At 68.1% G+C, this 14,004-nt stretch carries 11 protein-coding genes; 5 read left to right on the top strand and 6 right to left on the bottom strand.

The window, feature by feature from the left end; genetic code table 11:
* Window positions 1-111: 111 nt before the first annotated feature.
* From AC07U0_RS00405 to AC07U0_RS00390, 4 genes are all read left to right on the top strand, one after another.
* A complete protein-coding gene (locus tag AC07U0_RS00405) occupies window positions 112-1,395 on the top strand; it encodes a spinster family MFS transporter (protein WP_494718064.1) in 1,284 nt (427 codons plus the stop codon).
* Window positions 1,379-2,191 (top strand): enoyl-CoA hydratase/isomerase family protein, encoded by an 813-nt coding sequence (locus AC07U0_RS00400; RefSeq protein WP_494718063.1) that lies wholly within the window; start codon window positions 1,379-1,381, stop codon window positions 2,189-2,191. Before AC07U0_RS00405 ends, AC07U0_RS00400 begins: the two co-directional genes overlap by 17 nt.
* Window positions 2,192-2,212: 21 nt before the next feature.
* Complete coding sequence (locus AC07U0_RS00395) at window positions 2,213-2,371, top strand: hypothetical protein (RefSeq protein ID WP_494718062.1); 159 nt, start codon at window positions 2,213-2,215, stop codon at window positions 2,369-2,371.
* A gap of 109 nt (window positions 2,372-2,480) precedes the next feature.
* Window positions 2,481-3,131 carry a hypothetical protein gene (locus tag AC07U0_RS00390; protein ID WP_494718061.1) on the top strand — a complete coding sequence of 217 codons (651 nt, stop codon included), beginning with the start codon at window positions 2,481-2,483 and terminating at the stop codon, window positions 3,129-3,131.
* Between the two features lie 39 nt (window positions 3,132-3,170).
* Here the strand turns inward: AC07U0_RS00390 and AC07U0_RS00385 are convergent, their stop codons facing one another.
* Both AC07U0_RS00385 and AC07U0_RS00380 read right to left on the bottom strand, forming a co-directional pair.
* On the bottom strand, window positions 3,171-4,235 hold the full coding sequence (locus AC07U0_RS00385) for a hypothetical protein (RefSeq protein ID WP_494718060.1): 1,065 nt from the start codon (window positions 4,233-4,235) through the stop codon (window positions 3,171-3,173).
* Window positions 4,236-4,311: 76 nt separating this feature from the next.
* Window positions 4,312-4,926: a hypothetical protein gene (locus tag AC07U0_RS00380; protein WP_494718059.1), complete on the bottom strand. Its 615-nt coding sequence runs from the start codon at window positions 4,924-4,926 to the stop codon at window positions 4,312-4,314.
* A 50-nt stretch (window positions 4,927-4,976) separates the two neighbouring features.
* Here AC07U0_RS00380 and AC07U0_RS00375 point away from each other — a divergent pair, with 50 nt between their 5' ends.
* The gene (locus tag AC07U0_RS00375; RefSeq protein ID WP_494718058.1) at window positions 4,977-6,431 is read left to right on the top strand and encodes a CehA/McbA family metallohydrolase domain-containing protein; all 1,455 of its coding nucleotides are present in this window, start codon (window positions 4,977-4,979) and stop codon (window positions 6,429-6,431) included.
* 3 nt (window positions 6,432-6,434) lie between these two features.
* On the opposite strand, the gene AC07U0_RS00370 is transcribed toward AC07U0_RS00375, so the two are convergent.
* The 4 genes from AC07U0_RS00370 to AC07U0_RS00355 form a co-directional block, all read right to left on the bottom strand.
* Window positions 6,435-9,404, bottom strand: a complete 2,970-nt coding sequence (locus tag AC07U0_RS00370; protein WP_494718057.1) for a TonB-dependent receptor — start codon at window positions 9,402-9,404, stop codon at window positions 6,435-6,437.
* 79 nt (window positions 9,405-9,483) lie between these two features.
* Window positions 9,484-10,467: a FecR family protein gene (locus AC07U0_RS00365; RefSeq protein WP_494718056.1), complete on the bottom strand. Its 984-nt coding sequence runs from the start codon at window positions 10,465-10,467 to the stop codon at window positions 9,484-9,486.
* A gap of 86 nt (window positions 10,468-10,553) precedes the next feature.
* Entirely contained in the window at window positions 10,554-11,042 is a 489-nt protein-coding gene (locus tag AC07U0_RS00360; RefSeq protein WP_494718055.1) for an RNA polymerase sigma factor, read from the bottom strand.
* Window positions 11,043-11,122: 80 nt separating this feature from the next.
* A complete protein-coding gene (locus tag AC07U0_RS00355; RefSeq protein ID WP_494718054.1) occupies window positions 11,123-13,939 on the bottom strand; it encodes a TonB-dependent receptor in 2,817 nt (938 codons plus the stop codon).
* Window positions 13,940-14,004: the final 65 nt, after the last annotated feature.

Below are 14,004 nucleotides of genomic sequence, written 5' to 3'. Positions count from 1 at the left end.
GCGGTTGCGATCAAGGCCCCCGTCGCATGAAGTCAAGCCGATGTCGTGGTCGGCGAGGGGCGGCCTCGTTAGGCTCGCGCAGGCCATCTGTGCGGCTTGGGAACGAAACGCTTGAAAATCAAACCGTTCAGCGGCCGCGGCCTGGCGATTGTTGTCGTCCTGCTGCTGGTCAACATCCTCAACTTCGTGGATCGCCAGCTGCCCTTCATCCTGATCGACGCGATCCGGACGGAGCTGCACCTCAACGACACCCAGATCGGGCTGATGGCGGGGGTCTCCTTCGCCGTCGTCTATTCCTTCGCCGCCCTCGGCCTCGCCTGGGCCGCTGACCGGTTCAGCGCGCGGTGGGTTATCGGGCTTTCGCTGGCCTTCTGGAGCGTGATGACGGCCGCAGGCGGTCTGGCCCAGAACTTCTTCCACCTGCTGCTGGCCCGGGCCGGCGTCGCGGCGGGGGAGGCGGGCAGCACCCCGGCCGCCCACGCCATGATCGCGCGCCTGTTCCCCGACAGCCGCCGGGCTCTGGTTCTGGCCATCTTCTCGCTCGGCGTGCCGATCGGCGGCACCATCGGCCTGGCCCTGGGCGGCTGGATCAACGACGCATGGGGCTGGCGCGAGGCCTTCTTCTTCGTCGGCCTGCCGGGGGTGATCGTCGCCATCCTCGCCCTGTTCATCCTGCCGCACGGCGCCTCCAGCGCGCCTGCGGAAGGCGTGGCCCGGACCAGCTATCTGTCGGCGATGAAGTTCCTGTTCGGCCTGAAGTCGTTCCGGCACATGGCCGCCGCCTCGTCGCTGTTCGCCATCGGCAGCTATGCGATGAACGTCTTCGCCCCGGCCTTCCTGATGCGGACCCATGGCATGACCTCGGCCGAGGCTGGTCTGGGTCTGGGGCTGGTCAGCGGCATCGGCGGGCTGGTCGGCACCTTCGCGGGCGGCATGCTGGCTGATGTGCTGGGCAAGCGCGACACCCGCTGGCGCCAGTGGGTGCCGGCCATCGCCATGGCGGTCTGTGTGCCGGTGGCGCTCGGCGCCTGGCTGGCCCCCGACGCCCTGGTGTCCATGATCCTTCTGGCCCTCGTCTACATGCTGGGCCTGATGTATTTCGCCCCGACCTTCTCGGCGGCCCAGTCGCTGGCGCCGGACGAAATCCGCGCCACGGCCTCGGCGGTGCTGCTGTTCTGCCTGACCATCGTCGGCTCCTCGGTAGGGCCCTATGTCATCGGCTGGGCCAGCGACTATCTGACGCCGCGCTTCGGCCACCTGTCACTGCGCTACGCCATGTGCCTGCTTGCGGTGACCATGGCCTGGTCGGCGCTGCACTTCTTCCTCGCCGCCCGCGCCCTGAAAGAGGATCTCGCGGCCCAGCAGCTGGAGCGTGACCGTGTCGTCCCCGCCTGAATCACCCATCACCTTCGAGATGGAGGGGCAGGTCGCGATCCTGACCCTGAACCGGCCCGAGCGCGGGAACGCCATCAGCCCGGACATGATGCTGGCGCTGGAAGAGGCCTGGGCGCGGGTCAACCGCGACGACGCCATCCGCGTGGTCATCATGACAGGTGCGGGCGAGCGTCATTTCTGCACCGGCGCCGACGTCTCGGCCCTGCACGTCGGCATGGGCGGGCTGAACAATGTGACCTATGCGGCGGCCAACCGCTTTTCCTCGCGCATGTGCGATGTGACCAAGCCGGTGATCTGCGTCGTCAACGGCCTGACCAACGGCGGCGGCCTGCATTTCGTCGCAGACAGCGACATCGTCATCGCCCGCGAGGGCGCCGACTTCATGGACAGTCATGTCAGCGTGGGACTGGTGTCCGCGCTGGAGTCGGTCGGGATTGCGAGGAAGGCCGGGATCGGGGCGGCTTTGCTGATGGGGCTGGCCGGACGCGACTACCGGATGCCGGCGTCGCGCGCCCATGCCATCGGCATGGTCGACCTGCTGGAGCCCACCGCCGCCGAAGCCATGGCGACCGCCCGCAAACTGGCCGCCTCGATGTGCGCCAATTCGCCCCAGGCCATGGCCCTGACCAAGCGCGCCATCTGGGGCTCGACAGAGCTGCCGGATCCGGCCGCCTACGTCTACGGTTGGGAACTGCTCAAGTCCCAGTGGGCCCATCCCGACTTTGAGGAGGGCCCGAAAGCCTTCGAGGAGCGGCGCGCGCCGGTCTGGAATCCGGACCCCAACGCCCGTCGCTGACCCCACTGCGACGCCGATCTCGTGCTTCTGGGCCGCCAGAGCCTGCGTGACCCTTACTGGCCGCACCGGGCGGCCATCGCCCTCGGCGTTCCCGAAGCCCTTCGTTCGCCCCTCCAGTATGCGATGGCCTGGCGCGGCGCCGGGTTTCCGCGCGAACCCTTCGGCGTGCCCTTGCCTTGATCCACAGTCTCTCCGACTTGACAGAGCTATCGCGGTTGTCGCCAGCATGGGCCGCCTCAGCCTCGGAAATCCAGGCGCATCTCCTGTAAGACGGCGCTCGGAGACTGATATGCGGGACTACACGAAGATCGACTGGGATCAGCCAGTTCCGACCTATGATGCGCTGCGCGTCTCCTATGCGCAGTCGTCCATCCGCGTCCGCCCACTGGATCGCCGTCTCCAGAGGATCATCGGCCTGTTCCACGAGGAGCGGACGAGCGCCCGGATGGCGGCGGCGCAGTTCGATCTCGATCTGGACGACGCCTATCGCTTCTTCCTGCAGCGCAATCGCCTGAATGAGACCGGCTTCTTCTACGACCTGTTTCGCGGCCTGGCGTTTCTGGAAGCTATCCCTGATGTCGGCGCAATGCGGTGGTCGCCGCTGACGCTGAACGATACCTACGAGGGGCGGGTGATCGGTCAGGCCCAGGGTCTCAAGCTCGTCAGTGGTTGGGACGCCTTTGCGGTGCTGGCCAACTGGTTGCGGATCGGCGGGCTGTTTATCGAGCCCGACCAGAAGCTGAACGACCGCCAGACCTTGCGTCTGACCCGGGGCGTCGCCGGGGCTGCGTTCAGCGGGGAAATGTCGGCAGGCAGCTGCTACTCGGGTCACGCGCCCTGGTCGGACTGGTTCGACGCGGAGAGCTTCGACACCACGCTGGTGTTCATCGACCACCTGACGGGCGTGGCGACGGTCCTGATGCTGACCGACAGTCCGTAGAGCGCGGGCGAAGGATTGCGATGGCCCGCAAGGGTCGGCTCAGTTGAACATCCGGGTGAGCGTCAGGGTGTTCTCGTCCACGATCACCACATAGGTCGTCCCGAAGCTGGCGACCCAGCTTGCCGAAGCATGGGTCCGGTTCAGCGCCGGCCAGTCCCGGGTTTCCGGGATGCGGTGCGGGCCGTCCGGCGCCAGATAGTAGATCCAGCGCCAGCCGGCGCTCGTCTGGTCGGGCCGGGAGCCCAGGGCGTCCCAGACGAAATTGGGCAGGGACGCATTCCGTTCCAACTTCAAATCGACCTTGCAGCGTTGGGAACGCGGCGCCCCCTCGGTGACCTCGCCCAGCGTCAGAAGGACATAGGATCCGTCGGGCTTCTCGTAGGTCTCCTCCGGCCACAGCTCGCCATTGATCCGGTATCGCGTCCAGCCGGCCGCCACGGCGAGCTGTCGGGCGGTCGCCGCGTCTCCGCGGGTGTCGAGGCAGAACCGCTTGAAGTCGTTCGCCGGCCCGCCGACCGGCGTGAAGCGGTAGTAGGTCATGACGCGGGAAGGGATGGCGCCGTTACCGTCATCGGCGTCCTCCAGACTGATCATGTCGATTGAACCGTACTGCCGAACGGCCTCTTCGGTGCGCGACGACATCCCCGGACGCGAGGTGAAGGTGTCGCCCGAACGGCTGAAGACCCAGACCAGATTGCCGTCCTGGTCGCGATCACTCGGCGCGAAGCCCACCCGGCTCTGCACGGCGGCCAGGGCCTGATCCATCGGCATGGCTCCGGACACGCCGCACAAGACCGCTTCTGTCCGCGGACCATTGTAGCGGCCGGCCGACAACTCCCGCTGCGGGCCGGCGCTGTAGTAGTCGACCTGACCGAAGGCGTCCTTGTTGACGCCGCCTTCCAACAGCCTCCAGCCGTTTGCATTGATCCGGGCCAGCAGACCGGAACGGTCCCCGGGGGCGGACAGACAGGCCTGATCGAAGGTGGTGAAGTCGGTGTCCTGCGCGAGAGTCCGGCCGGGCTGAAAAGCCGAGATCGCCAGAACGAGTCCCCCAAGCGCGAGGCCGGTCCTCGGGTCGATTTTCCTCGTCGTCCGCTTCGCCATGGTCATCCTCCCGAGCCCGGATTGAGACGTCGAACGCTGATATGGTCAAGGGTGGCTGCGTCTGACGGGGAATGTGTCAGGTCCTGTCAGGCCGCGCCCGGGATGATCGATCGGACTTGCTGTCCAGGCGTACGGCGCGAGGCGCCAGCCTTTCGATGTCGCGATGCAGCTCGTGAAGGGTCGCCAGGCCATACCCGTCGACGTCGGAAGGCGAACTGCGCTGGGTGTCCACCAGCGCATTCAGGGTCTCGAGGATCATGGGGAGGGCTCGCTGTTTGGAGGGCGCGGTCGCGAGAACCCTCTTTACGGCTGTCAGCGCCCGGCCATTGGCCCTCAGCACCTCCTGACCGACGTTTTCGCCGGCGTCGGAGCGCCAGTAGTCCGATTTCAGTCTGCGCGCCCCATCGGCGGCCTGGCGGGCGAACGCCAGCACGATCGCAGGCCTCAGGGACCGCAGACGCGACTGTGAAAGCTCGGGAGTGAGTGTTTCCATCACCCGCGCGATCGCATCCCGGAGTTCAGGCGTCAGCTCCCGACCCTCGGCTTCGCGGATCTCATCGAGGATATCGCGCTGGCGCCGAAGGCCAAAGATGGTTCTGAGCAGTCTTGGGAGTCGGCGCGACATTCGGGCGGATGGGCGGAAAATCCGGTGGTGCGGCTTGAGGTATCGCGCCTTCCGGTCGTTGTCCAAGGGGACGGCCGGCTTTGCTGGCGGCCGGACCTGCCGCAGGAACAATCGAGATGATGCACGACCGTCAACGCCCGGCTCGCGGGGTATCCGCGTGCACCGCCCTTGCCCTGGCGATGCTGACCGGTCTTGCCGCGGCTGACGACGTGTCGGCCCAGGATGCGGATACGCCGCGCTGGCTGGCGGGGGATCATCACGTCCATAGCCGGTTCAGCGCCACCTATGCGCCCAACCCAACCGATCCGCAGGCCGTGCCGACGCCGACGCTCGGCGGTGACGGGCCGCACACCATCGTCCAGAACGGCGCCGCGGCCGGGCGGTTCGGGCTCAGCTGGATGGTCTCGACCGACCACGGCGGGCCGCGTCATTCCGTGATCAACGCCGAACAGGCCTACCCCGAGTTGCTGCAATCGCGCGCCACGACGCCTGGCGTGATCCAGTTCTACGGCATGGAGCTGGACACACCCGGCAGCGAGCACTCCAGCCTGATCATCCCGATCCATGACGGCGAGCGCGAGATGCTGCGCGGCATCGAGGCCCGCTGGGGTTCGCGCGAGCCCTGGCCCGCCGACGCCACCCACGACACCCGCGCGGCCATGCTGGAGCTGCTGCGCACCGTCGACGGCTATTCGCCCCGGCCCATCGTCATCGCCAACCACCCGTCGCGCTCGGCCGAAGGCTTCGGCGTCTGGGGCGAGCACGACGCCGCCTCCCTCCGCGACTGGCAGGATGCTGCCCCGCGCGTGGCTATCGGCATGGAGGGGGCGCCGGGCCATCAGGCGACCAGCCTGAAACCGACCGGCGAGCGGGGCATCTACCGTCGCTACCCGACCATGGGCGGCTTCGACCAGATGACGGCGACGCTCGGCGGCCTGTGGGACTCAATGCTCGGCGAGGGCCGCCACTGGTGGATCACCGCGACCTCGGACTCGCACCGCCACTGGAGCGAGGGCGGCGACGACTTCTGGCCGGGCGAATATTCCAAGACCTGGGTCATGGCCCGGCCCACCTCCGACGGCATCCTGGACGGCCTGCGCTCGGGTCAGATCTTCGTCGCGACCGGCGATCTTGTCACGGCGATGGACGTCACGGTATCGGGTGGTGAGGGCGAGGCCCGGATGGGGCAGGACCTCACGATCCCAAATGGTTCGGAGGTGGTGGTGACCATCCGTCTGCGCGATCCCGCAGCGGCCAATTCGGCGGGGCAGACGCCTGAGGTCAAACGCATCGACCTGATCGTCGGCGACGTCACCGGAGCCAATGCGGACCGGACGGCGGACCACAACCCGACCACCCGCGTGGAGGGCCGTTTCACCGCCGCCGACTGGACCCGCGACGGCGAGATCCTGACCGTGCGCCACGTCCTGCGCGGCGTCGATCATCCGATCTATCTGAGGGTGCGCGCCACCGGCGGGACGGAGCTGGAGCCCGTCGCCGATCTGCCGGGCGAGGATCCGTGGTCGGACCTGTGGGCCTATGGCAATCCGGTCTTTGTGACGGTGCGCTGAGATCTACAGGCTGAACTTCAGACCCAGTCCGAAGGACCGTCCGGAGCGGGTGATCTGCAACGGGCGGCTGCGCACCCCATCATAGGCGACATCGACGGCGTCAGTCAGGTTGCCGGCCTCGGCGAAGAGGGTGACGTCGTCGGCGATGCGCCAGGAAGCGGCGGCGTCCAGCACCCCGGCCTCGCCGACCACGAAGGCGCTGACGCCCCCGCCCTGAAGATCGGCGATGGAGCGGAACGGCGACCGCCAGGTCCAGCTCAGATGCGCCTCGAACGGCCCGCGCTCAACGAAGGGGCTGATCGAGTATGAGACGTGCGAGACGCCCTGAAGGTCGGTCATGGGGCCGCCGCCCGTCTCGCGGCTGACGGCGTCAGTCAGGGTGGCGCTGGCCCAGAGGCCGAGGCCCGACGACCAGCGCCGGCTGTAGCCCGCTTCCAGCCCCGTGACCGTGGCCCGCCCGACGTTGCGCGGTCGCGACATCAGCACGTCGACCATGACGGGCGGGCCGGCGCGAGTGGCGAAGGTCAGCCGCTCGGTCTGGTTCACCACCAGAACATAGTCGTCGATGACCTTGTGAAAGGCCGCCAGGCTGAACCCGCCGAAGCCTTCGAAGTAGTGCTCAAAGGAGACGTCGAGGCTGACCGCCGAATAGGGTTTGAGGTCCGGATTGCCGCCCACGCCAGTGAAGATGGTCGAGGGAGAGGGGTGGTCCAGTTCGGCCTGACCGCGCTCGAAGACGGCGCTGACCAAGGTGCTGGCGGGCACGGTCGCGGCGCCGAGATCGGCCAGGGATGGGCGGGTAATCGTGCGCGAGGCCGCGAACCGCAGCAGGGTGCGCGGGCCCAGTTCGACGGTCAGATTGGCGCTGGGCAGCCAGTCCATTCCGTCACCGTTGTGGATCAGGGGGCGGACCTGAAGCGCGCCGGCCGCATCGACGCCGAGGATGGAGCCCTCGACCTTCGTCCGTGAGGAAACGCCGCGCAGACCGAGGTCGCCGGACGCCGGCAGCCCGGCGATGGATCCGGACAGGTCCAGCCGGACGTAGGCGGCGGCCAGGGTCTCGCCGACGCGATACGAACCCTGCATATCCGTGCCGGTCGGGGTCAGGTCGCTGGCGTTGAAGATGACGCCGTCGTATTCGCCGGGCACGACGAAGGCCTCGCGGAAACGGTCGAAATTCGCGGCGGTCCACGGTCCCTGTCCATCGCGGATCACGCCGAAGAAGGCGTTCGAAGGGATCATGACGTCGTAGAAGGACGGATCGACGCTGCGGCCGGGCCGCAGGGCGACTTCCCGGTCGCGTCGCTCATAGTCCCGGCCCCGATCGCTGTATTGGCCGCCGAGGCGCAGGCGCTCGAGCCTCAGGCCGCTGATGGATCGATCCAGCGCCCGTTCGGCGGCGATCTGGACGGTCAGGTCGTCGTCATCGACGTCGATGGCGCGGACGCCGTATCGCGACTGGGTCAGAAGGCGCGGATCGGTCAGGTCGAAGCCAGTCCGCAGGCGAGCGATGCTGCGTTGGCCCAACGGGTCCGCCCCGAAGTCCAGCGCATAGCCCACGCCCTCCGGCGACACGGCCGCGATGCGCTGCAGCGGCGTGGCCAGCCCCGACAGGGCGCGCGAATAACTGATCCGGGGCTGCAGCCGCCATCCCGCCCAGTCCGTCTCCAGCGACAGGCTGGAGGCGATGTTGTCGTGGATCTGGTCCGAGACTTCGAGGTTGTTGCTGATCCGGCCGTTGCCCAGCTCGACGCCGGTCAGGACGCCGTCGGTGACGCGGATGCTGCCCGGAACGATGGAGCCGTTCATCAGCCGCTCGCCCAGCTCATAGACGATGCGATCCTCGCGGATGGCGTTCTCGAAGCGGGAGGCCAGGGTGTCGAAGTCGATGGTGACCCGGTCGTTGGGCCGCCACTGGGCGCCGGCGAACAGGCTGATGCGGGTCCGGTCCTCGCGCTCCAGCGTCGTGCGGATGTCGTTGGGGACGGCGACGGTCCGGCCGTCCACGACCATGTCGCGATAGCGCTGGGTCTGCAGCCGGTCGAACTGGACGTTTCGGTCCTGGGTCGAGACGCCGCCGACGAGACCCAGCCGACGGTCGGCGTCCCGCCACCGCCCCGAGAGGCTGAACTCACCCGTCGTGTCGCCCGAGCGGTCTTCGTGATGACTCACCGCCTGACCGCTGAGGAAGGCGGGACCACCCAAACCGCGGATCGTGCGGATGTCGATGTTGGAGCCGATGCCGCCGTCGACCAGATCCGCCGTCGCCGACTTGGTCAGGGTCGCCCCGGCCAGCAGATCCGCCGACAAGGCCCGGAACCGGAACTGCCGTCCGCTCTGGGTCGAGTTGCGGATGTTCTCGTTGAAGGCCACCGGGGCGCCGTTCAGGGTCACCGACTGGAACAGGGGGCCGAGGCCGCGCACGCTGACGAACTGGCCCTCGCCGACCTCGCGCTCGATCGCGACGCCGGGGACACGCTGCAGGGCCTCGGCCAGGTTGGCGGCGGGCAATTCGCCGATCCGGGCCGCCGACACAGAGTCCTGAATGACGTCCGCCCGGCGCTTCTCCATCAGGGCCGTGTCTATGCTCTCGGCGAACTGTCCGACCACCACGACCGGCGCCACCTCCGTCGGTTCGGGATCGGTCGAAGGCGCGGGCGTGGGGCGGGGCAGGACCCAGACGCGCGCGGAGCGGTCATCGACCAGCCGGTAGCCCAGTCCTGTCCCCTCCAGCATGGTCGCCAGCGCCGCCTGCCAGCTGCGTGCGCCATGCACCGCCCGGGTGCGATAGACGGCCTCTGGCTCCGACACGAAGCTGACCGCGCAGCCGGTTCTCAGACACAGGGCCACGAGGGCCGAGCGGGCGTCCTGGGCGGGAATGTCGATGGGCGTGGCCGACTGCGCCAGCACGGGCGCGGGAAGCACGACCGCGAACGCGGCGGCTGCGAGGGCGAGCGCTCTGGAGGTCGGCATGCGACGGCGGGACAGGGAGGCGCGACGCGGTCCGTCGCTGCCTCCGGTCTAGACGGCGCAGATGACAGCTCTGCGATATTTATTCCGGCCGAACCGTGACGGTTTGGGGTCCGGAGGCGGTTATCGCGACCGGGAGAAGCCGGTCGATCCGCTCCACCACGGAATCTTCGCCGTCGAGGGGAAAGACCGCCGTGACCCGCACCCTGGCGAGGGCGGGATCGGCGACCAGCCGCACCGGGGTGTAGCGCGACAGCTGGGCCACAACCTCGCTCACGGGGGTGTCGCGGAACACCAGACGGCGTTCGCGCCAAGGGGCGATCTCGACCGGATCAATGTGGCTCCAGCTCTGGCCGGTCAGCTTGACGCGATAGGACACGCCGTCGCCGGGCTTCATCTTCAGCGTCTGGCCCGACCCGGACATCAGGGAGACCGAGCCCTGCAGAAGGGCGACCGAGGCGGCTTCGCCGGCAAGGGTGGTGATGAAGCGGGTCCCTGTCACGACCACCCGACGATCGCCGACCCCGACATCGAACGGACGGGCCGTGTCGTGGCGGACGTCGAAATAGGCCTGGCCCCGGTCAAGCACGACATGGCGGGCATCGTCGGCCAAGGCCACGCGAATGGTCGAGCCGGTGTCGAGCGTCACATGCGATCCGTCGGCCAGGAGCACTTCACGGATCTCGCCGGTCGCGGCTGCATAGGTCGTCGCCCCGGCCATGGGATCGGACGCCAGACGGGGCCACAGGGCCACGCCGACGACCGCGACGCACAAGGCCGCCAGGACGGGCCCGGCGACGAGCAGACCGCGTGACCGCGCCGTCGTTCGGCGAGGACGGGCCGGGATCTCCGCCATTTCGGCGGTCAGCTCCGCCTTCAGCGTGCGGGCCTCGCGCTGCGTCGCCTTCAGCGCCTGATAGTCGTCCAGACGCGCGGGATCGGCGTCGAGCCAGGCCTCGAAGGCCTCAAGATCGCGCGCGCTCACCTCCGGCCGGCCCATACGGACCAGCCAGGCCTCCGCCGTGCGTGGCGTCGGGTCGAACAGGCGGGGCAGGCGATCAAACATGCGGGCGAAAAGCCTCTTGGAGGGCGGGTGAAGGTCGTGGGCGGTGTGCCCCGACTGTCTTATCAACGACACAAATCACGGACACCTCAATCACCTCGCGCCGATTTCAGCCGTTTGAGCGCCTCGGCCAGGTGTTTCTCGATCATGCTGACCGACACGCCGAGACGATCCGCGATCTGACGATAGGTCAGATCCTCGAACCGGTGCAGCAGGAAGGCGTCGCGCGTACGGGGCGGCAGGGCCCGGATCACGGCCAGGGCCTGATCCAGCTGCTCGCGTCCCAGAAGGCCCCGGTCGGGCGCCGGGGCGTCGTCGGCCATGGCCTGTCCGACGGTTTCGAGATCCTCCGGCGAGACGGCGGCCCGGCGGCCCTGCTCGCGGCTCGCGCTCTTCCAGTGATCCTTGAGCAGGTTCTTGGCGATGACGAAGATCAGCGGTCGGGCGTCGGCGTCCGAGATGTCGTTGCCGGCGCGGTGAAAGCGCAGGAAGGCCTCCTGGACGATGTCCTCGGCCGCCTCCGCCGACTGGCCGCGCCGCAGCAGGAAGGCGACCAGTTCCTGCCGCAGGCGCCGCATCGCGACAGTATCGTCCGAACGCGCAAAAACGCCCCCTCGCGGGGAGGGGGCGTTTCCTGTCGTCAGGGTCGGTGGGGCGCTCAGAAGGTCGCCCGCAGGCCCAGATTGTAGCTGGGACCGTATTCGTGGATCTGGAACGGGCGATCCTCGCTGCCCTGATAGACCGCCTGACGCTCGTCGGTGATGTTTGTGCCTTCCGCGAAGATCTGGAAGCGGTCGGTCACCTGCCACGACGCCCCGAAGTCCAGGGAGCCGAAGCCGTCGGCGATGATGGCGGCGTTCTTGTCGATCACGGCGTTAGATCCCGGGGTGATGTTGCCGTTGGCCGTAAAGTCGGAGCGGTAGGTATAGCTGAAGTGGACCTCGAACGGACCCTTTTCGAAGAAGGGGCTGATCGAGAAGCTCTGATCCGACACGCCCTGCAGACCGGCGGTGGTGAAGACGCCCGGCGTGGCCTCGATGTCGGCCGAGGAGTCGGTGAAGGTGGCGCTGGCCGACAGACCCAGACCCCAGTCCAGCTTGTAGGAGAAGCCCATCTCGAAGCCCTCGACCGAGGCGTCGCCGATGTTCTGCGGACGGGTGATGAGCAGGTCGGCCGTCAGGGTAGCTCCGGCCTGGGTGGCGAACAGGATCTGCTCGTTGCGGGCGATGCCACCGATGAAGTCCGAGATGTCCTTCTTGAACACCGCGCCGTAGATCGCGCCGAAGTCGTTGAAGTACCACTCCAGCGAGGCGTCGTAGTTGATCGAGGTGTAGGGGCGCAGTTCCGGGTTGCCGCCGACGCCGACCTTGACGCTGGCCGCGGCGGTGTCGAGCGCCGTCTGGCCGTTCAGGAACACCTGGGTGACGAGCGAGCTGTTCGGGACGACGGCGGTGCGCAGGTCCGCCAGCGACGGACGCGTCAGGGTCTTGGAGGCGCCCAGACGCAGATACAGGCTGTCGCGCAGTTCGAAGTTCAGGTTCAGGCTGGGCAGGAACTCTTCATACGAACCTTCGAAGGTCTGCGGATTGACGACGGTGGTCACCGCGCCCGCGCCGTTGCGACCGGCGGTCAGGAGCGTGCCCTTGACGGTGGTGTCGGTCGAGACCCAGCGGAGGCCCAGGTTGCCGGTCAGGGGGAAGGGGCCGACCTCGGCGCTGAAGTCGCTGCGGACATAGGCGGCGGTGACGGCTTCATCGACGCCATAGGACTGCTGCAGGTCGGCGCCGGTCGGGACCAGATCCTCCGACTGGGCGTTGGTGTCATCCGACTCGCCCGGGATGACATAGGCGATGCTGTAGAGGCCGCGGTTATAGGTCAGGCCCATCGGATAGAGGCTGCCGATCGACTTGCCGAACGCATTGCTCGGAAGCCGGACGTTCAGATACTCGGGCGTATTGACGTTGACGCCGGGGCGCGCCGTCAGCACCCGGTCGCGGCGCTGATAGTCACGCGAGCGCTCGGTGTACTGGCCGCCGAAGCGGAAGTCGCCGAACTCCAGGCCGCCGAAGCGCGCGCCCAGGTCGCGCTGGATGTTCAGCAGGGCGGTGGTGTCTGTGTCCTCGGAGTTGATCGGCCGGGTGCGGTAGGCGGTGACGGCGGTCGAGGTCGGGCTGCCGAGGTCCAGGTTGGTCAGGACCGAGGCGTAGTGGCGGTCGCCGATCGGGTCGCTGCCGAAGTCATAGCTGTACAGCAGGCCGGCCGGGTTCTCGGCGGTGGCGCCGCTGATACGCTGCAGCGGCACGGGCAGGCTGGACAGGGCTTCCGAGTAGCTGATCGACGGCGTGACGGTCCAGCCGGCGACGTTCCAGTCGATCTGGCCGCGCAGCGACAGGTTCTCGTGCTCCTGCTCCGAATATTCGGCGTTGCGGTCGATGCGGCCGCCGCTGATCTGACCGGCGTAGAGGACGCCGTTGACGACGCGCTCGCTGCCGGCGACCAGGCGGGTCGAGAAGTCCGAGCGACCACCGAAGCCGAAGCTGATCCGGTCCTCGTCGATGGTGTTGTTGAAGCGCGAATACAGGGCGTCAGCGCGCAGGGCGAAGGCGTCGCTGGGCTTCCACGACAGGCCGGCCATGGCGCTGATGCGCGTGCGCTCTTCCTGTTCCAGCGTCATCTGGATCTCGTTCGGCACGGCGACGGTCGCGCCGTTGATGACGCGGTTGGTGTAGCCCGTGGTCTGGACGCGGTCGAACTGCACATCGCGCGTCGCCAGGGAGACGCCGGCGATCAGGCCCAGGGTGCGGTCGGCGTTGCGCCAGCCGAACGAGATCGAGCCGTTCGGCGTATTCTCCTCGGTGCGCCCCTCATAGTGGGTGTAGGCGCGGGCGGTGACGAAGGGCTTCGTCTCCAGGGCGTCGGCGGTGCGGATGTCGATGTTGGCGCCGATGCCGCCGTCGATCAGGTCGGCCGTCGGAGCCTTGGTCACCACGATGGCCGAGATCAGGTCGGCGGGGATGACGCGGAACTGGAACTGGCGGCCGCTCTGGTCGGAGTTGCGGACGTTTTCGTTATAGGCGATCGGCGCGCCGTTCAGGGTCACCGACTGGAAGTTCGGGCCCAGGCCGCGGACGCTGACGAACTGGCCTTCACCGGCTTCACGCGAGATCGAGACGCCGGGCACTCGCTGCAGGGCCTCGGCGACGTTGACCGCCGGGAAGTTGCCGATGTCGGAGGCCGAGACGGCATCCGAGATCGAGTCCGCGCGGCGCTTGATGGTCAGGGCGTCGGCCAGGCTGGTGGCGAAGGAGCCGGTGACCACAATCTCCTCGACCTCGGTCGCCTCTTCGGGCGCGGGCGCCGGCGTTTGCTGGGCCAGGACGGTGGTCGGCGCCCCGATCAGGGCGGCGACGGCGCAGCCTTGAAGCAGGCGGGCCGCGTGGCTGTTCGCGCCGAAACGCAGGATGGATTTGGACATTGATGATCTCCGCAGGTCGAATGATCGGCGGACGCGAGACGGACCCTCCGGCCCGGCTGCGTGCA

The organism is Brevundimonas sp. GW821-FHT02A10 (assembly GCF_059422025.1).
This window is presented reverse-complemented; position numbering and strand designations above follow the sequence as displayed.